The sequence below is a fragment of the Pseudomonas sp. MF08817 genome (assembly GCF_059862705.1).
The window spans coordinates 20648-40164 of sequence record NZ_JCBCUY010000038.1 but is presented as its reverse complement, the minus strand read 5'-3'; the positions used below and the strand labels follow the sequence as shown (position 1 = coordinate 40164).

The 19517-nt window shown below is 61.1% G+C and carries 14 protein-coding genes and 1 pseudogene; 4 read left to right on the top strand and 11 right to left on the bottom strand.

The annotated features are described in order from the left end of the window. Positions 1 to 17 precede the first annotated feature (17 nt). Complete coding sequence (locus tag AC19YR_RS20795) at positions 18 to 722, top strand: hypothetical protein (protein WP_500599965.1); 705 nt, start codon at positions 18 to 20, stop codon at positions 720 to 722. 316 nt (positions 723 to 1038) lie between these two features. Here the strand turns inward: AC19YR_RS20795 and AC19YR_RS20790 are convergent, their stop codons facing one another. From AC19YR_RS20790 to cyoA, 6 genes are all read right to left on the bottom strand, one after another. After that, the gene (locus AC19YR_RS20790; protein ID WP_095107912.1) at positions 1039 to 1251 is read right to left on the bottom strand and encodes a hypothetical protein; all 213 of its coding nucleotides are present in this window, start codon (positions 1249 to 1251) and stop codon (positions 1039 to 1041) included. Between the two features lie 175 nt (positions 1252 to 1426). Then, positions 1427 to 2314 (bottom strand): heme o synthase, encoded by an 888-nt coding sequence (gene cyoE, locus AC19YR_RS20785; protein WP_095107911.1) that lies wholly within the window; start codon positions 2312 to 2314, stop codon positions 1427 to 1429. 11 nt (positions 2315 to 2325) lie between these two features. Further along, the gene (gene cyoD, locus AC19YR_RS20780; protein WP_095107910.1) at positions 2326 to 2661 is read right to left on the bottom strand and encodes a cytochrome o ubiquinol oxidase subunit IV; all 336 of its coding nucleotides are present in this window, start codon (positions 2659 to 2661) and stop codon (positions 2326 to 2328) included. Then, entirely contained in the window at positions 2661 to 3287 is a 627-nt protein-coding gene (locus AC19YR_RS20775; RefSeq protein WP_095107909.1) for a cytochrome o ubiquinol oxidase subunit III, read from the bottom strand. Before AC19YR_RS20775 ends, cyoD begins: the two co-directional genes overlap by 1 nt. 3 nt (positions 3288 to 3290) lie before the next feature. After that, positions 3291 to 5309: a cytochrome o ubiquinol oxidase subunit I gene (gene cyoB, locus AC19YR_RS20770; RefSeq protein WP_095107908.1), complete on the bottom strand. Its 2019-nt coding sequence runs from the start codon at positions 5307 to 5309 to the stop codon at positions 3291 to 3293. Positions 5310 to 5312: 3 nt separating this feature from the next. After that, complete coding sequence (gene cyoA, locus AC19YR_RS20765; RefSeq protein ID WP_500599963.1) at positions 5313 to 6266, bottom strand: ubiquinol oxidase subunit II; 954 nt, start codon at positions 6264 to 6266, stop codon at positions 5313 to 5315. Between the two features lie 27 nt (positions 6267 to 6293). Here cyoA and AC19YR_RS20760 point away from each other — a divergent pair. After that, positions 6294 to 6508, top strand: a pseudogene (locus AC19YR_RS20760) (hypothetical protein). 568 nt (positions 6509 to 7076) lie between these two features. Here AC19YR_RS20760 and AC19YR_RS20755 read toward each other — a convergent pair. Further along, a complete protein-coding gene (locus tag AC19YR_RS20755) occupies positions 7077 to 7640 on the bottom strand; it encodes a hypothetical protein (RefSeq protein ID WP_500599961.1) in 564 nt (187 codons plus the stop codon). 187 nt (positions 7641 to 7827) lie between these two features. After that, a complete protein-coding gene (locus AC19YR_RS20750) occupies positions 7828 to 8340 on the bottom strand; it encodes a disulfide bond formation protein B (RefSeq protein ID WP_095107905.1) in 513 nt (170 codons plus the stop codon). Positions 8341 to 8570: 230 nt separating this feature from the next. Between AC19YR_RS20750 and AC19YR_RS20745 the strand changes: the two genes are divergently transcribed. Continuing rightward, complete coding sequence (locus tag AC19YR_RS20745; RefSeq protein WP_095107904.1) at positions 8571 to 9545, top strand: 2-hydroxyacid dehydrogenase; 975 nt, start codon at positions 8571 to 8573, stop codon at positions 9543 to 9545. Between the two features lie 44 nt (positions 9546 to 9589). On the opposite strand, the gene AC19YR_RS20740 is transcribed toward AC19YR_RS20745, so the two are convergent. Continuing rightward, positions 9590 to 15853 carry a hypothetical protein gene (locus AC19YR_RS20740; RefSeq protein ID WP_500599959.1) on the bottom strand — a complete coding sequence of 2088 codons (6264 nt, stop codon included), beginning with the start codon at positions 15851 to 15853 and terminating at the stop codon, positions 9590 to 9592. Positions 15854 to 15929: 76 nt separating this feature from the next. Then, positions 15930 to 16826, bottom strand: coding sequence for a DMT family transporter (locus AC19YR_RS20735; protein ID WP_500599957.1), 897 nt, complete (start codon positions 16824 to 16826; stop codon positions 15930 to 15932). Positions 16827 to 16971: 145 nt separating this feature from the next. On the opposite strand from AC19YR_RS20735, the gene AC19YR_RS20730 reads away from it, so the two are divergent. Further along, positions 16972 to 17847, top strand: coding sequence for a helix-turn-helix domain-containing protein (locus AC19YR_RS20730; protein WP_500599955.1), 876 nt, complete (start codon positions 16972 to 16974; stop codon positions 17845 to 17847). 5 nt (positions 17848 to 17852) lie between these two features. Here AC19YR_RS20730 and dacB read toward each other — a convergent pair whose 3' ends face one another. Then, on the bottom strand, positions 17853 to 19307 hold the full coding sequence (gene dacB / locus AC19YR_RS20725) for a D-alanyl-D-alanine carboxypeptidase/D-alanyl-D-alanine endopeptidase (RefSeq protein ID WP_095107901.1): 1455 nt from the start codon (positions 19305 to 19307) through the stop codon (positions 17853 to 17855). Positions 19308 to 19517: the final 210 nt, after the last annotated feature.

The following is a 19517-nucleotide window of genomic DNA, read 5'->3' as shown; positions in this document are numbered from 1 at the left end:
AAGTAGTGAATTTTTCAATGCCTGATACCCGTACCGCCGAAGCCGTAGCCACCCCGTCGTCCCGGGTGGAATACGAAAATGCCATCCACCTTTCGCAGCACGTGCCCCAGGCGAAAAACATCAGCGAAATGGTGCTCGACGCCTTCCAGTCCACCAAGGAAAGCGAACAGATCCGCCAACTGCGCGCGGCCATCCGCCAGGCCCACGATAGCTTCGACGACGACAAAGCCTACGAACTGATGGGCGAACTCAAACAACTCAAGGACGCCGAAGCCGCCGACATCGCCGCCCTGGAACACCTCAGCAGCCAATTCCCCATCAGCCGCATTCTGTCCACCTACAAGGACGACCCGGCGTTCCAGGAAATCGTCTACGGCCTGGCCCTCAAAGTGCTGAACCAAACCCACCAGGCCATCAGCAACCCCAGCGCCGGCAAGAGCAAAACCGCCCGCGCCAAGAAAGAAGCCGAAGTGTTCAGCATCAGCAAGGACGGCATCAGCGTCACCCTGCCCCTGCGCAACCCGCGCGCCAAACTCAACCTCGACCGCCAAGCCCTGGAGTTCCTCGGCTTCACCTTCGTCGGCGAAGGCGACGAAGCAGAGCTGCAAAGCGAAACCTTTGTGGATAACTCAGGCGCCGAACACCCCCTGACCCGCAAAAGCATCATCACCGCCCTGCAACTGCAAACCGCATTCGACGGCTACAGCATCGCCCAGGCCTGATTCGCACCCGAGAAAAAGGGCCTTCAGCGGTGTGGGGTGGCTGAAGGCCCTGTCAGTTCCTTGGCCGAGGGTGTACTCGGTAATCTTTCTTATAGCGCTTAGACTGCCACTTCCTGGCGAGGGTAAAACCTGCTCCAAACAATAAAAATAAAACTTTCAAAGACACTCGCCACATGTCTGGGCGGGTTATAGAGGTTTTTTGTTGTATGGCTTGAGTCCTGTTATTTGTGCCTGAACCTGGCGGTGTACTTTAAACGCCAGGTTCAGGAACAAGGCCCACATAACAGCCTTGGGCAGTCGCTAAATAGCGCTGTATTTATTCCCCAAAGCTGTAGGACTCGATCATGCGGTCTTCACGCAAATTCAGACGAATGCGGTGCGGGCCCAGATCGTGCGGGTTATAGAACCCCGCCCCCACTGGCCGCACCGGGCGGCCAGTGCGCGCTTCGAGTTGAGCGCGCAGGGGTTCGGAGTAAGGCTGGCCGATAACGGTGTTCAGCAGGGTTTCGGTTTCCATCAGGTCTTGCATGATTGCTTCCTTGCATTAATGAATGAATCTTCCTGCGCCTCGTCCGTGGAGGCGTGGGGTGACTATCGACCGATCAAACCAAGCGGATGCTGTAGATATGTACCGCAGCGAAAAAAACAATAAAAAAACCCCGCGCTTCTCTCGAAGGCGGGGCTTTTTACACAGCGCTGTCAGTTCAAGGTGCGTAAGTCAGCAGCAACTCGTGGGGCACCTGGAAGTCCAGGGACATCATCACGCTCAGGGCAGTGATGGTGAAGATGGAGAACACGAACAGCTTGCGGGCCCAGACGCTGTCGTCCACCGCTTTGTAGCCGCTCCAGGCCATGTACAGCCAGTACATGCCCATGGCGGCCGCGACGGCCAGGTAACTCATGCCCGCGTAACCACTGAAGGTCAGCATCAAGGTCGCCACGAGGAAGGCCAGGATGTAGAGCAGGATGTGTTTTTTGGCCACGCGTATGCCGCGCTTGACCGGCAGCACCGGGATGGATGCCGCCAGGTAGTCGTTGAAGCGGAAGATCGCGATGGCGTACGAGTGCGGCATCTGCCACAGGCTGAACATCACCAGCAGGGTCAGGGCCGCCATGTCGAAGCTGTTGCTGACCGCGACGTAACCGATCACCGGCGGCATCGCCCCCGACAGGCTGCCCACCAGCGTGCCGTGCACCGACTTGCGCTTGAGGTACAGGCTGTAGAAGCCGACGTAGATGACAAAGCCGATAACGGCGAACAACGCCGCCAACGGATTGGCCACCCAGTACAGCAGCGCCACGCCGGCGACACCGAGGACGGTCGCGTAGATCAGCGCCAGTTTCAGGGAGATGAGGCCCTGGACCAGCGCGCGGTTCTTGGTGCGCTCCATCTTCAGGTCGATGTCGCGGTCGATGCAGTTGTTGAACACGCAACCGGAGGCAACCACCAGGGAAGTGCCGATCATGGCGGCCAGGAAGATGGCCAGATCGACATGCCCTTTGGAGGCCAGGAAGAACCCGCCTGCCACAGAAAGCACGTTACCGAAAATGATCCCCGGCTTGGTGATTTGGATAAAGTGCTTTAAGGACATCCGGATTTTCCTCAGTGCGCCATCATCACGGTGTGGATGCTGAACATGATCCACAACGAGAGGCCAACCAGCAGGACGATCACCAGCGCCGCGAAGACAAACGCAATCACGTTGTTGCGCTGGGCCTGGGAGCGATCCAGGTGCAGGAAGTACACCAGGTGTACCAGCACTTGAATGACCGCGAACGCCAGGATGATCCACAGGGTCATGGCTTTGGGCAGCGAGGGGTACATCACCAGGCCAAAGGGAATGACGGTCAGGATCACCGACAGGATGAAGCCGATGGCGTAGGACTTGACGCTGCCGTGGCCGGCGTCGTGGCTGTCGTGGGAGTGGGCATTAGCCATTACAGAGTCCCCATCAGGTAAACAACGGTGAAGACGCAGATCCACACCACGTCCAGGAAGTGCCAGAACAGGCTCAGGCAGCTCAGGCGGGTCTTGTTGGTCGCGGTCAGGCCGTTTTTCTGCACCTGGTACATCATGATCGCCATCCAGATCAGGCCGCTGGTCACGTGCAGGCCGTGGGTGCCGACCAGGGTGAAGAACCCGGACAGGAAGCCCGAACGGCTAGGGCCGAAGCCTTCGGCGATCAGCAGGTGGAATTCGTTGATCTCCATGGCAATAAAGCCCGCGCCCAGAAGGAAGGTCATGGCCAACCAGCCTAACACCTGGGTTTTCTTGCCCTTGAACAGCGCCAGCATGGCGAAGCCGTAGGTGATCGAGCTGAACAGCAGCAGCGCGGTTTCACCCAGCACGTACGGCAGCTCGAAGATGTCGTGGCCCGACGGGCCACCGGCGACGTTGTTCACCAACACCGCGTACACCGCGAAGATCGACGCAAACAGAATGCAGTCGGTCATCAGGTAGAGCCAGAAACCGAAAATGGTCATCTCGCCCGAGTCGTGGTGGTGGTCATCGTGCCCATGGTCCGTGCCATGGGCGTGTCCAACATTGGTCACTAAGTTCGACATGGTTTAAGCCTGTTCCAACGAGGTTTCAACACGGCTAGCCGGGATGGCCTTGGCCGCTACCAGACGCTTGCGCTGCTCGGCTTCGATCCGTTCGATCGTTTCCACCGGCACCATGTAGCCCTGGTCGTCGCGGGCAGCGTGGATGGCGAAATACACCACGGTGCCGACCAGGCCAACGATGGCCAGCCACCAGATGTGCCAGACCATGGCGAAACCGAACACCGTCAACAGGCCGCCCATCACCACGCCCGTGGCGGTGTTGCTCGGCATGTGGATCGGCTCGTAGCGGGCCGGGGCCTGGTAAGCGGTGCCGTTTTCCTTGGCTTCGGTAAACGGATCGACGCCATCAGCCTTGGGCAGTACGGCGAAGTTGTAGAACGGCGGTGGCGAGGAGGTGGACCATTCCAGGGTATGGGCATTCCACGGGTCGCCCGCTTCGCACAGGTTCTGCTTGCGGTCACGCACGCTGACGTAGAGCTGGATCAACTGGCAGGCGATGCCGACGGCGATCATCACGGCGCCGAACATGGCCACGTACAGGTACGGCACCCACTCCGGGTTGGTGGTGGCGTTCAGGCGACGGGTCATGCCCATGAAGCCCAGCGCATAGAGCGGCATGAACGCGACGAAGAAGCCCGAGATCCAGAACCAGAACGCGGCCTTGCCCCAGCCTTCGTGCAGCTTGAAGCCGAACGCTTTGGGGAAGTAGAAGCTAAAGCCTGCGATGTAGCCGAATACCGCGCCGCCGATAATCACGTTATGGAAGTGCGCGATCACGAACAGGCTGTTGTGCAGCACGAAGTCCGCGCCGGGGATGGCCAGCAGTACGCCAGTCATGCCGCCGATGGCGAAAGTCACCATGAAGCCCAGGGTCCACAGCACCTGGCTGGTGAAGCGCAGCCGGCCTTGGTAAATGGTGAACAGCCAGTTGAACAGCTTCACCCCCGTGGGAATGGAAATCAGCATGGTCGCCAGGCCGAAGAAGGCGTTGACGTTGGCCCCCGAACCCATGGTGAAGAAGTGGTGCAGCCAGACCATGAAACCCAGGATCGAGATCGCGCCGCTGGCGTAGATCATCGAGTGGTGGCCGAACAGTTTCTTGCCGGAGAAGGTAGAGATGACTTCGGAGAAAATGCCGAACGCCGGCAGGATCAGGATGTACACCTCGGGGTGGCCCCAGGCCCAGAACAGGTTGACGTACATCATCGGATTTCCACCCAGTTCATTGGTGAAAATGTGGAAATCCATGTAACGGTCAAGGGTCAGCAGTGCCAGGGTGGCGGTCAGGATCGGGAACGAAGCCACGATCAGGACGTTGGCCCAGGTGCAGGTCCAGGTGAAGATCGGCATGTCCATCAGCTTCATGCCGGGGGTACGCATTTTCAGCACGGTGGCCAGGAAGTTGACCCCCGTTAGCGTCGTCCCTAGCCCCGATAGCTGTAGGGCCCAGATGTAGTAGTCCACACCCACGCCCGGGCTATAGCCGGTTTCCGACAGCGGCGGGTAAGCAACCCAACCGGTCTTGGCGAATTCGCCGACACCCAGGGACACGTTCACCAGCACCACGCCTGAGACCAGCAGCCAGAAGCTCAGGGAGTTGAGGAACGGGTACGCCACGTCGCGGGCGCCAATCTGCAGCGGCACTGCCAGGTTCATCAGGCCGGTGAAGAACGGCATCGCCATGAAGATAATCATGATGACGCCGTGGGCGGTGAAGATCTGGTCGTAGTGCTCAGGCGGCAGGTAGCCCGGCGAGCCCTCGGTGGCCATGGCCAACTGGGTGCGCATCATGATGGCGTCGGCAAAGCCGCGCAGCAGCATAATCATGGCGACGATGATGTACATCACGCCGATTTTCTTGTGGTCCACGGACGTCAGCCACTCGGTCCACAAGTAGGTCCACTTCTTGAAGTAGGTGATTGCCGCGAACACCGCCAGACCGCCGAGCGCGATCATGGCAATGGTCACCATGACAATCGGCTCGTGGAACGGAATCGCTTCCAGACTTAATTTACCAAACATCGATTACTCCTCTGCCCCGGCAGCTGAATGCGAACTCATGTCCATCCCTTCCATGTGGGCCACTTCTTTGTCTTGCTTGTCTTGCTTGTCGTGGTGCATCGGCTTGCCCGGTTTCATGCCTTCATACTTGTCGATGATGGTCTGGAACAGGTTGGGCTTGAACGAGGCGTAGAGCGCGACTGGGTTGTTCTGGCTCGGTTTGGAAAGGGCGTCGTATTCAGCTTGGTCAAGCTGGTTAGGTGCCTTTTTGACATCACTGACCCAGGTGTCGAACTCTTCCTGGGTGGTGGCGATGGCTTTGAACTTCATGCCGGTGAAACCCGCACCGCTGTAGTTGGCGGAGATCCCGTCCAGCTCGGCATTCTGGTTGGCCATCAGGTGCAGCTTGGTCTGCATACCCGCCATGGCGTAGATCTGGCCGCCCAGCCCGGGGATGAAAAACGAGTTCATTACGGTGTCGGACGTCACCCGGAAATTGATCGGGGTGTGGGCCGGGAACACGATCTTGTTGACCGTGGCGATGCCTTGTTCCGGGTAGATGAACAGCCACTTCCAGTCCATGGCGACCACTTCGATGGTGATCGGCTTGACGTCCGATTCCAGCGGACGGTACGGGTCCAGGGCGTGGGTCGACTTATAAGTGACGTAACCCAGGGCGACGATAATCAGGATCGGCACGGTCCAGACCGCGATCTCGATCTTGGTGGAGTGGTTCCACTTCGGCGTGTAGGTGGCCTGGGTGTTCGAGGCACGGTATTTCCAGGCGAAGATGAACGTCATCAGGATCACCGGCACGACCACCAACAGCATCAGCAGGGTCGCGGTGATAATCAGGTTTCGCTCGTCCAGGCCCACCTGGCCCTTGGGGTCGAGCAAGGTCATGTTGCAACCGCTGAGCAATAACATGCCCAGCAGAGGCAAAAAGCCTAACAATCGGGGGTACCTGGTTTTACTCATCTCACGACCTCTAAAGCAGCTTGCGCAATGCAGTTGGGTTTTGATCGCCAACACTTCACCCTGCCAAGGGTTGGCATTTTTTCATCGGTTGAATAAGGGCCTGCCCGGCGCGCTACGCGCTGATCGACAAATCCTGGGCTAGCGGTGTGTTCTTATTCGAATTCGTGGTCAAAGGCCTGGTTAAAGACCAATTCCATTTGGTGCGGAAATGTGGAAGGCGCCGGCACCTGCAAACCCTATGAAGCCTAAAAATGCCCCTGGGCCGCATGCGTGTGCTCAGGGATGAGCAGTGCCGCAAATTCAGTGCGGGCGATTGTAGATACGTCGGGTTTTATAAACCATGTCTCATCTAGAAATAATTTTTATCGCATTCAGCAACAATCTCTAACGATTATTGCGCCGGCGCATAATCGTATCGAATTTCATTCTCAACAAAAACCCCGAAAAATGTAGGCTTAATGGGCCCGATTCAGACAGTTACACTGTGCGCAAAATCGCCTACCAGATCGCGCCATGCCCCTTTTTTAAAGGGCTATAGCGCCACGGCAAAACCTGTTAGAACTGCCTGGTGCCCGAGCGGCGCAAGGCGAAAAAAAACCGGCCACACCTGTGCGGGCTGCCCGCGCATTGTTGCAATAGCCCTACACTTTGAAATGATTTGTCACATAACTGGTGTGACAACGTGTCGCAGGTATGCAGCAACGATTCTTGAGCGTTGTCATGGCAATTTTCACCAAGACGAAAAAATACCAGGGCGTCGGCGTGCCACCGTCGCCCTGATACGTACTTTTGCGTACAACGCCGATGGGGTTACTCGAAGGCAGGCTGGCGTACACCGGCCTTGTAGCTCCAATCCAGGATGCTGGCTTCGCCATAACGGTTCATTGCTGTCAGCAGCGCATCCAGCGTCTTGAAGCGCACTTGATAGATTTCAGGCTGGGGGATGTGCTCGACGTAAACACTGTGACCATCGAAGTACACAGGTGCCGAGTGATAGCCATAACTGTCCGACTCATATTGAAGTTGAAACGCATAGCGCCGGCACAGTAAGAACATATGCGGTTCACTCAATTGCTCATCCAGGGTCGAGGGTAACTTTTGCCCGGTGTACTGAATGTGATCCAGAGCACCGGGCACCTGAGTAAAGCCATATTCGTCCAGTACTTGGAGTAGGTCTTCAAGGTGGCTAAACAAACAGGTGTTAATATCTGGGTACTCATCGATGCTTACCCTGAAGCCGCCGTTCTCCAACGTAATAGGGGCCTGGGTAATTTCCCCCGAGCCTGCACGATAAAGAACCATCAAATAGCTAAAGGCTTTTTCTTCCCAAAGGGTTTTGGTGACAGATACACGGGCTTCTTGCGAGAGATACATGATGCAATTTCCTTATTGCAGTAAGTAGAATCATCAGCATAGAAGAAGTTGCAAAAACAATAGTCGCCCTATGGTCGACAGTGAATGTAGGAGTCATCACCCACTTTCACTTATCCAGTTAAATCCACCACACAGCAAAACGCCCCGAACTCTTATCCAGAGCCGGGGCGTTATATAGTTAGTGCGTTTATGAGTTCAAGTGTTTGCGATTACGGGTAATCAGCAAAGGCACGAGCACCGCCGTCAATACAAACGCCAGCAACGCCCACTGCGCCAGGGACAAGCCAAGAATCGGCGGGTAAGGCGTGGAGCAAAAGCCATCGACCTGAAAGCCCAGGGGGAAGATCGTCGCCAGCGGCAGGCTGTCTACAATCGGCTGCAGCACATCGATACCGCAACTCACCGCCGGGTAGAACTGGGTGTATACGTGATGCCCGGCCACCGCCACACCGCCGAGGGCGCTCAACACCACCAGCGCTTCCATGACCGTCAGGCTACGGCGCCCCGGCATGGCGGCGCCGATAAACGCAAACAGCGCGATCAGCAGCAACGCATAGCGTTGCAGGATGCACAGCGGGCACGGTGCCTCGCCCAGCACCACTTGCATATAGAGCGCGCCGCCGATCAGTGCCAGGCAGATAATGCCCAGCAACACCAGATAACGGCGTTCGCGTACCAACCTTAGTGTTTCTTCACTCATTGTCGTAATCCTTTCCCAAATTGGCGGCGGTTCAATGGCCGCCAGTTTACACGCGGATCGTGAAGGTTCGCGCATGCGCCCCAGGTTAAAACCTGGGGCAATTAACAGCACAGGCATTAACGGCGGATTAATCTTCGCCGGCCGCTGCCGGGACAACTGGCACTCGCCTAACCGCGACCGGGAATGTTAGCGTGCTTGCTATTTTCCGCCGCCAGACGAGCACTCCTTCGATGAAAAAGACCGTACTTGCCTTCAGCCGCGTCACCCCGCAAATGGTTGAACGCTTGCAGCAGGACTTCAACGTGATCGTGCCCAACCCCAAGCAGGGCGACATCAACGCGCAGTTCAACGAAGCCCTGCCCCAGGCCCACGGTTTGATCGGCGTGGGGCGCAAACTGGGCCGTGCGCAACTGGAAAACGCCCAGCAATTGCAAGTGGTGTCCAGTGTCTCGGTGGGCTACGACAACTACGACCTGGCCTACCTCAATGAACGCGGGATCATGCTCACCAACACCCCCGATGTGCTCACCCAAAGCACCGCCGACCTGGCGTTCGCCCTGCTGATGAGCAGCGCCCGCCGCGTGCCGGAACTCGATGCCTGGACCAAGGCCGGGCAATGGCAAGCCACCGTCGGCGCGCCGTTGTTTGGCACCGATGTGTTTGGCAAAACCCTGGGCATCGTGGGCATGGGTAACATCGGCGCCGCCATCGCCCGCCGCGGGCGCCTGGGGTTCAACATGCCGGTGATCTACAGCGGCAACAGCCGCAAGACGGCGCTGGAACAGGAACTCGGCGCCCAGTACCGTAGCCTCGACCAGTTGCTGGGCGAGGCGGATTTCGTCTGCCTGGTGGTGCCGTTGAGCGACAAGACCCGCCACCTCATCAGCCACCGCGAACTGGCGCTGATGAAACCTGGTGCGATCCTGGTCAATATCTCCCGCGGCCCGGTGGTGGATGAGCCGGCGCTGATCGAGGCCCTGCAGAACAACCGCATCCGCGGCGCGGGGCTCGATGTGTACGAGCGGGAGCCGCTCAGCGACTCGCCGCTGTTCGCACTCAGCAACGCCGTGACCCTGCCCCACATCGGTTCGGCCACCCACGAAACCCGCGACGCCATGGCCAACCGCGCCCTGGACAACCTGCGCAGTGCGCTGCTGGGCGAACGCCCGCGGGATTTGGTCAACCCTCAGGTGTTCAAGGGCTGATGGCCGCCAGCCCTTGGTCGCCCACAACAGGCGCCAAGGGCCGCTCATTCAGGCTGCGCGGGCGCCCTGCCGGTAAATGCCAGCCACTCGCGTTGGGTCAGTTCGTCAATCAGCGCTCTCTCCTGTTCTTCCAGCGACACCTTTAAGACATTGGCCTGCAACAGGTATTGGTGTTCATTGAGGGTGCCGTCGCTGACCTGCTCATCGAGTGCCTCCAGCGCCGTGTGCATGGACCTGAGCCGAGTGGCGAACGCGCCCTCGAATCGGTCTCGCAGCAAGTTCTCCCAGAAATCCCTGCGCCCGGGAACGGCCGATAACAGGATCTCAATATGGGTGCGCGCGTCCGCCAGGGTCAGCACCCTGCGCATGCTCTCGATGTCTTGCGTGCTCAGTTCCGGGGTATTGCGATCCATCCTTTGCCGGAACCTGCTTGGCATCACAAAGAGGTCGGCCAGGGCTATCTGATACGCCAGTTCCCGGCTGCTCAATAGGTGTTCCTGCTGGTACAGGCCGGTTTCCCGTAGATTATTTTTCAACACCTCCAGCCGCGCCTCGGTGCGAAACAACACCAAGGCATCCCACAACGCCTCGGGTCGCCGCCCGGTGGCAATCCTGAATGGCTGGGTGCTCAACGCGATGGAGCCCAGGATGAGTACCAAGCGGTTGATGGACAGGCCAGGTTCATAGGGCTCGCCATGGAGGTTCAGGGCGAATTGCGCACTGGCGTCGGCCCCTTCCAGCAAGTCCCACACGCAGCGGCCCAGGTCTTCACGTAGCGGGCGGTAAGACACTTCGTTGAAATGGGGGTGGGAGCCGATCCGCTCGATCAGGTCAAAAAACCCGCTCATCTGAGTGGACTGGCTCTTTACGCGGTCCCACAGTGCCCGTCGGTCTGCAAGGGCACTGCCGGGAATGTCCGCCAGCCAATGCTCAGGGTTGGCCGGCCTGGGCTCATAGCGGTTTATCACGCCGAAGTTCGCATCGCGGTGGTCAGGGTCGGCGTGATAACTGCGCAACAGGTCCCAGGTCTGATCGGAAAGCGGATTGCCTGCAAGGTCCATGGCCCGCAGCACCGCATGAGGAAGGGCGAGACCGAACTGGGTCAGTTCTCCAATGCGGTTATCGCGCAAATCGATCCGCCGAATACGGCGCAACCCCGCCATCCCAAAGGGCAAGTGAGTCAAGCCCGTATTGCGCAGGTTCAGTCCTTCGAGGCGGCTCAACGTACCCACCTGCAAACGCAGCCCCGGTTCCAACGGGTTACCTTCCAGATCCAGCACCCTGAGCTCGACCATGTCCATCAGGTATTGCACGTCTGGGAGGCTAAACGAGATCTGGTTGTACGCAAGGTCAAGCCCGATCAAGTCGGGCAGGCGCGTGAGATTTTGCACAAAATGACGTAGCCCATTGCTGCGTAACGACACGCTTCTTACCTTGGGAAACAGCCGCAAGAACGAAAACGGCACATCCTCCAGTGCATTGTCATCGAGCTTGAGCACCCTCACATTACGCAACGGCACAGCGATATCAGGCAGCTCGGCCAACGCCAACCCACTCAGATCCAACTCGTATCCACCGGCCACCTGCCTGGCCTCCTTTCGCCAGCACTGGAGCAGGCGCTGCGCGACAATGGCCCTGTTGCCTCCTGCCGCAAGCTCCACCCAGGCGCGCAATTGCTGCTCCAGGCGGCCCCTCTCCAGCGTCAGTTGAGCAATGGCCTCGCGCCGCTCATGGGTCGTATCGCCCAGGTCACCGATGTCCAACCACGCCTCATCTTCGGTCTGCAATGGGTAAAGCTCCCGGTAGGCCGCCAACAGTTGCCCGTCAACGGTTCGGGAGCGGCCCCTCCCACTCAGGGGATAACCAATGCGCCCAGCCGCCACGCGCCGAGGCGCAATAAACCAGGGCTTGATGGGCCGCATCCCGAGGACTTCCCGGGCGCGCGCCCTGTCGCCGCTCACCTGCTGGGCGATCTGCTCGCGCCATTGCGCATCGGCGAGGGCCGGTTGCGGCACCAACGCCTGGCGCTGGGCCGCCGGCAACCCAGCCAGCAGCGCCGTAAAAAACCATACATCAGCCGGCCCTGTGCTACTGCCATTGGCCGTGAACGTCTGGGCCTGGTAGCCCTGAGCGGTATTCCTCATCTCCAGGCGTACAGTCGCCGTCTCGCTGCCCAGGCTATCGACCCGCCCTTGCGGGTCGAAGACCTCAACCCGCATGTCCACGGGCCAGCCGGGCAGGCGCGAGAGCGCGTGCAGGATCAACCGATGGCTGTCCGCCGACTGCGCGGCCTGTAGGAACAACCCTTCAAAGGCGCGGTTCAGGCGCACCGTTTGCACCTGCCAACGCGCCTCTTCACCCAACGCATGAGGAATTTTTCCTGCCGCCAGTTGCTCACGCTCAACAGTGTTGGCACCGCGCACCAGGTCATCGGCAAGCACCTGCGTCAGGCTGGGGAAGGCTCGCTGAATCAACTGGGCGCGCGGATCGGCGCTCAGGTGATCGCGCAGGCTTAAGGCCTGGAACAACTGCGCGGCCAACTGTGGCCGGGCCTGTTCCCGCCGCGTCAGCAGCGCCTCCACTGGCGGCTCAAGGCCCGGCCCGGATGGGCCGACAAGGCCGCTCACCCCATCGGCATCGAGCGTACCCAGCAGGCTCACGAAAAACTCACGCCCCCGCTCCAACCCGATGTCGATCTGCTGATGGCGCTCGAAACGCGCCACGCTGTCCAACAACAACGCAGGTGGTGGCTCACTGTTGGCATGAACCCGGCGCAGGACGTCTTCGCCCACACCACTGACCGCCGCGATGCCGTCGATAGCATCGGCACCGAACATCGCCACCGAATGCCCCAGGCGCCGAAACGGCTCATGGCCCTCCCACGTCCGGGGGTTCTCATCGGCTAGACGCCAGGCGCCATGGCCGTTGTGGACCAAGGGCAGGCCCACGGCGCCGACCTTGAGCGGGTGCACAATCTCCCAAGCCAATGGCTGGCCGTGCGCCGCTACCTGATAGGTACGGCCACCCAGAGGTAAATAACGCTCAGCGGCCACGGTATACAGCCCCGTGGCGTCGGGTTGCAGCCTGTTCAGGTCTACATTCGTGACCTCGTAATGTTCCAGCCCGGTGGTGGGTAACCGGAATGCGCCCTGGGTCGTACGGTGCCTGAGCATCGCCTGGGCCACCCGCAGACGCAGGCTCTGCACCGGATCGTCGGAGGCCAGGTCCAGGGTCAAGCGTTGCGCCGCGCCAAGGTGCGCAAGGAGAGCGAGGTAGAAGCTGTCGGGGCCCCCGATCGCTTCTTCGCGCCGGCTCTGTTGGTGGTCGAACACGGCAACGCGCCCCTCGTCATCGGTGAGCAATACGATGGTCTGATCCCCCGCGCCCTTGCTGGCGTAAGGGTTGCTTTGGGCTGGCGCACCCACCACCAGGTCGCGCCCCAGGGAATGACTGAGCACAAAACGGGCAAAGCCTTCAGCCCAGGCCAGCGCGTCGGGGTTAAAGGCGCGGCGGTGGAAAATGCCGTCCAGTGCCGCGTCACGTCGGCCGTCGTCACGGGCGCGACGCAGGGCCCAATACAAGCGTTCTGGAAGCAGTTGTGAGCGCACAATCTGTTCCTGCTCGTGGCTCGGCAACGGATGCTCGCGCAACACCTCCAGCAACCGGGGCCGGGATACCTGCGGGTGCAGCGCCTCCAATGTGCGCACCACCGTCGGTGTGGTACTGCCCTGCGCGCCACGGCTATCGGGTAGCAGTTGCCGCACGCCTGGCCGCGCGGCGGCTGCGCCCGCGCGCAGGCTCGTGCCGAATCGCGTCAGGGCCTCGAACAGCTCTAACCCACGCACGGACAACAGTTCCAGCAACTCGGACGCCACGGTGCTGCGCCGTTGCGCCCGCGCATCGGCGGCGGCCAGGTCCGGCGCTGGGTGCAATGCGGGCACAGCGTGCAGTACCCAGTCCAGCAGGTCGGTATCCGGCACCCTGCGCCCTGAGGTATCGAGGCGGTGGTCCCCTTGCACGATCAGCACAACCTGCCTGCTGGCCAATGGCGCGCCATTGCGGCTGTAGCTGCACACCACGTCGCCGTCGCTGTCCTTGCGTACCAGGGCAGTGTCCGCCGGCCAGCCTGGCACATGGGGCAACAGTGCCAACAAGGCGTCGGCGGCATGCACGGGTATCGGCTCAAGCGTGTCGAGCAGCGCACCGAGCTGGCGGATGTGCTGATCGGCCCGCACGCGCACGATGCCATCGATCACTGCCGCCGACAGGGGCCGGGCCTCGCCACGCCATAGGCTGTCCAGCTGCGCGCGGGAAATTGCGCAGCCCTTGAGCAACGCCTCCAGGGCATTCACCGGCACCCCGGACAGGCCCAGCATGCGCTCGAGCAACGTGGTGTCGCTCAGGCGAGCACTGTCATCCAGCGCCAGGCGCCAGGTTCGGCTCATCGCGTCATAACGTACCGGTGGGCTGAAAGGCGAGCCGTCCGCCCTGGGCTTGAGTTGCCAGCCCTGATCGCCCACAGGCACAACCTGCGCCAGCAGGGTCTGCTCGCCCTGGGCCACCTGCACATAGCGTTGTTCGCCGTGTTCGATGAAGCCCAGGTCATTGGGCTCCCGGATCTGGGGCAATTGATCGGGGCTGAGGGCGAAGGGTTGGATGTCTTCGCGCCAGAGCCCCACGGTACCATCGCTCAGGGTGACCTTATGGTGGCCACTAAGCCGTTGAAACAGCCGCGCGTGTCGCCGGTAGGCCATGTTCCCCAGCCTGCGCTCCAGGCTGACACTGAACATCAGGTCTGCCAGGTCGATGAACGCCTGGGTCAAATCCGCCGCCTCGCCGTGGCTCAAGGCCTGCACGCCTTGGTACAGGCTGTAGCCTAAGGTGGTGAACAGAGCCAACTGCCTCAGGCCATTGATACCGCGCACCGGGCCAGGCACGGGGATCAGCAGCCAGTCCAGCGACTCATTGACGATGACCTTTATGATCTTGACGGCCGACTCCCAATCCCTATCAGAGGTCTGGATGGCCATCGCTTTGATATTGCTGGCAAAGCGGCCGGTTTCAAACGCCCACAACGCCGCATGGGGCGAGGTGGTGGGCTCCTGGGTATAGGTCAGTTGGTTGATATCGCGCTGGTAGAGGGCGCGGGAAAAAACGTCATAGAGGCGTGAAGCGACCCAGTTCAGGCCCGTGGGCCTTACCGGGGCGCGACTGAAACTGCGCAGCAGAGCCTGATCGTGAAACGACAAAGGCTCGTGCAGCCAGGGGAAATGGCCATGATAGGCGGCGATGAATTGGTGCTTGAAGCTGTTCCAGGCCCACTTCACCTCATCCTCATGCTGCAAGGCACCATTGGGGCGATTGGGAAAATAGGTAAATACGCCTCTGACCCCCGCCACCCTGAACATCACCAGCGGCACGCGGATAGGGTGGCCACGTTCAGGGGGTTGCTGCACGCCAGCAAACCCGGGCTCGGGCACCGTCAGGGGTTCGCCCGCGCCATAGGGAACCCGCATCGTCAGCAAGGCGCAGCTCGACCATTGGGTCGGCGCCCGATCTGCCCGCTTCAGGGCCTCGTAACGGCTGCGGTCGATGCCGCTGGTGGACGACGTCCGCAGGGCTTCCAGCAGATCGAACTCGAACTGGAGCGCCACTTTGCTCTGCAGCAGGCGCTTGAGTTCCCCCTGCTCCAGCGTCTGTTGCAGTTGCTCGTTGAGCCGCGCGCCTAGATCCAGCTTGCGCACCTTGTCGATAAACGCCGCCACACTCAGGCCGCCATCGATGTAGCTGGCATTCTCGGTACTGCCCATCTTCGGCAGATACCACGCGGTGTCGAAACCGAAGTTGCCACAGGCCGCCTCCCACAGGCTGACGCTAAAGACGTCTTCAGCCTGCGCATGAGGGTCCAGGGCCCGGGTCACCCGTAACGGCCCCTCGCCCTGCTCGCCGGGGGCAGGTTTGAGGTAGCGGGTGTGCAGGTAGGTGGTTTGCGGGTCGATGTCGCGCCCGGCGATCTCGCGCAAAACCGCACGCAACTGCTCCAACCCTGCGGCCTCGAACGCCTTGTGGAAATCCGCGGCGCCCTGCTCGAGGCGTTGCTGGGCGTTCAACACTTGTCGCTGCAAGGCCAGGTAGCGGCTGCGCTCCTCATCCTGAAGGCCGCCCATGAATTGCTCGTATTGCACATGCAGTACGTCCACTACCTGCTGCAAGCTCCATTGCTGCTGCGACAGCAGCCACTCATGGTCCGGCGGCGCGGCCAGGAATGTCGCGAGACTGGACGCCTCGTCTTTGCCTTGGTTGGCCATTGGTCAGTCCTTTTAAAAAACCAATGGCCAGCCTAAGCCCCCCCGCCGGACGATCCACTCTACTTATATACCGCCCTCAGGCGAGCGAGCGCCGAGGGGCCAGCGGCGCGGGTTTGCGGAACACCAGCACATTGCCCAGCATTACCAGCACCAACCCGACCAACGCCGGGGCCGTCCATTGGTAGCCTTCCACCAGCGCCGACACGTTGAGTGCCACCACCGGGAACAGCACCGTGCAGTACGCCGCACGCTCCGGGCCCATGCGCCCGACCAGCGTCAGGTACGCGGTAAAGCCGATCACCGACCCCGGGAGCACCAGGTACAGCAACGAACCGAGGTAGCGCGTCGTCCACTCCACCTCAAAGGCGATGCCACTGGCCAGGCAATACGCCGCCAGCATCGCCGCGCCATAGGCCATGCCCCAGGCGTTGGTGGTCAAGGGCTTGAAACCGGCCTTCTGTTGCAGGCTGGAAAGCATGTTGCCCGCCGAGAAACACAGCGTGCCCAGCAGCGCCAACCCCAGGCCCAGCAGGGTTTGTGGGCTGGCGCTGTGGCCCGCCAGTTCCGGCCAGAACAGAAAGCCCAGGCCCAGCAGGCCCAACGCACCGCCCATCAACACGTTGCGGGCGATTTTCTGGGCGAAGAACACCCGGGCGTTGAGGGCGTTCCACAAGGTTGCCGTGGAAAACACCACCGCCACCAAACCGCTGGGCACCCATTGGCTGGCGTACAGAAAGCACATGAAGTTCACGCAAAACAGGCACAGGCCCTGGGCCAGGCAAATCAAATGGGCGCGCCGGTTCATCGGCTGCAAACGGCGGCTGAGCAAAAGGATGGCGAACAGCACCAGGGCCGCCAGGGCAAAGCGGTAGACAATCGACACCTCGATGGCTACCACACCCAACTGCCATTTGAGGGCAATCCAGGTGGTGCCCCAGATCAGCACGGTCAGCAGGTACAAAGTGATGTTCATGGCGAGGGCTCCTGAAGAAGGCCTTCAGTTTCAAGCCTCACCTGGCATTGGCGCTTGCATAAACTTGCGCTTTTGTCGCCGGTGGGCTGGCAGGGTGATGGCGACGGAGTAGGATGGCGACCTGTTGCCATCGATGCCCGCGCCCATGCCCACCCTGGAAAACCTGCACGTCTTTCAAGCTCTCCATCGCTCGCCCAACGCGCGCCTGGAGCACAGCGCCGAGCTCGGTGACGGCATGGCCGCCGCGCTGTGGAGCAACCATCACGACGCCCAGGACTACCAGGCCCCAAGCCACCACACCCTGTCGTGCTACATCGCCGGCGGCACCGGCACCTTCCGCCGTGGCCAACCCGGCACCACGGGCGCCCCCGACAAACTCTGCATCCTGCCCGCCGAACACCAATCGGCGTGGGTCATCAACGGCGAAATCCGCCTCGCCCACCTGTACTTCGACCCACGCCAATTCGCCCTGGGTTGCGTCACCCTGTTGGACCGCGAGCCGCGGGAAATGCAGCTGCGCGAAAGCACCTTCCTCGATGACCCGGCCCAGGCCCGGCGCTTTCGCCAACTGATCCGCCTGAACTGGAACGAGCCCGGCGAGCGCCTGCTCACCAGCAGCCTGGCCCACGAGATGCTCAGCCACACCCTGCTGACCCAGGTCGGCCTGCGCCAGGGCCTGCGCGTCAAGGGTGGCTTGGCCGCACACCAACGCCGCGACCTGGTGGCCTTCATCGAACAACACCTGGCCGAGCCCCTGAGCCTGGGCCAACTGGCGGCGCGTTGCGCACTCTCGGAATTTCACTTCGCCCGCATGTTCCGCCACAGCTTCGGCCTGGCCCCACACCAATACGTCCTGGCCCGGCGCCTCAACCACGCCCGCCACTTGTTGCGCCACAGCGCCCAACCCCTGGGCGAAATCGCCCTGGCCTGCGGTTTTGCCAGCGCCAGCCACTTCGCCAACCGCTTCCGCCAGACCATTGGCGGTACGCCCGGTGAGTTTCGCCAGGCGTTTTCGGGGTAGCCGCTTTACTCAGGCCGTTGGATCAACGCTAGAACCACGCGGTCTTCCAGGGCGCGAATGGCTGCGGCGCCTGCCAGGTAGCTGTTCGTTACCATCGCAAACACCAGCGGCCGCCCGGCAGCGGTGCGCACATAACCGGACAACGATGAGATTCCCGTCAACGAGCCGGTCTTGGCGTGCAGGTTGCCTTGGGCCGGGGTATCGCGCAGGCGATTGCGCAAGGTGCCGCCGACCAACCGGTCCGGTTCGCCGGCAATCGGCAGAGCCGCGTACCAGGCGTCGAACCAGGGTTGCTGGCGAACGCTGAGCAACACCTGCGTCAGGCTCTGGGTGGACAACTGATTGCGCCGGGACAGCCCCGAACCATCCACCTGGCGCCACGCCGTAGGGTCCAGGCCCAGCCCTGAGAAAAACCCGTTCACCGCGCCAATGCCTGCGTCGGTCGTGCCCGCCTGCGCAGTACGCCGCCCCATCGCCTTGAGCAGCACTTCAGTCATCGCGTTATTCGACAGTTTGAGCAGCACCGGCATCAACTGCGCCAGCGGCGCCGACTCATGGCTGACCAGTACCGTGGCGCCGGGTGCGGTCACGGCGCCGATGAACGTACGCCCGCGCACCTTGATGCCCTCGGCCACCAGCGCCGCCTGAAACACATCCGCCACCAACCGCGTCGGCTCCCAGACGCTGACCCACTTTTTGCTGGCCTCGCCCACCGGCACAGTGCCGGTGACCCTGAGGCGATTACTGCCGTGTTCACGGCTGACGCGGATCGTGTTGGCCTCCCCCACCGTTGCCTGGTTGTTCACCGTGAGCAAGCGGTTGGCCGGGTGGATGCGCACCTGCACTGGCTCACCGGGAGCTACGGCGTTGACGTGCACCAGCACCGAACCGGCATCGAAATCCCCGTCCGGCGCCAGGCTCAGCGCCGATATCTGCGCACCGTAGGCCTTATCCTCGTCATCCACCGCCCAGTCGATGCCCAGGCGCACGGCATCGAATGCCGTGTCGTCGAACACCATGTCGCCGCTGACCTCACGCACCCCCTGGCGCGCCAACCTGGCCGCCAGCTGCCGGTAATCCTCGGCCTGGATACTCGGGTCGCCCGCGCCGCGCAGGTACAGGTTGCCCCTGAGCACAGCCCCGTCGAGGCGGCCATTGCTCAATACCTGGGTGGTGAAACGGTAATCGGCACCCAGCACTTGCATCGCCGCCGCCGAGCCCAGCAACTTGAGGCTAGACCCCGGCACCAACCGCGAATCGCCATTGCGCTGGTAAAGCACCGCACCGCTGACCGCATCGCGCACCGTCAACGACACCTGCGCGCCATTGAGCAGCGGGTCGGCCAGCAGGTTATCCACAGTGGTCGTAGCCTGGACCTTGGGTACGCAAGCGCAGGCAACCAAGAACAGACTTAAGTAAATAGGTAGTAACCGCGGGTTGAAGCGTTTTATTGAGTTCATAAAAGTCCTTTTTGCCGTTCAATTATTGGCCCGTGGCTCAAGTACTCTTGTGCCACGGCAGGACAGTATTCAAACTTATTGCGCCACGCCTAGTGGCGTACATATATTCTTTCAAATCAGCCAGAATAAACGCCTTATCCAATACCCTGCCGATCAGATGCCACTTCGCCAGGAACTTGCCTGAGCCATGAGTGCTTGTTTATTTTTCGG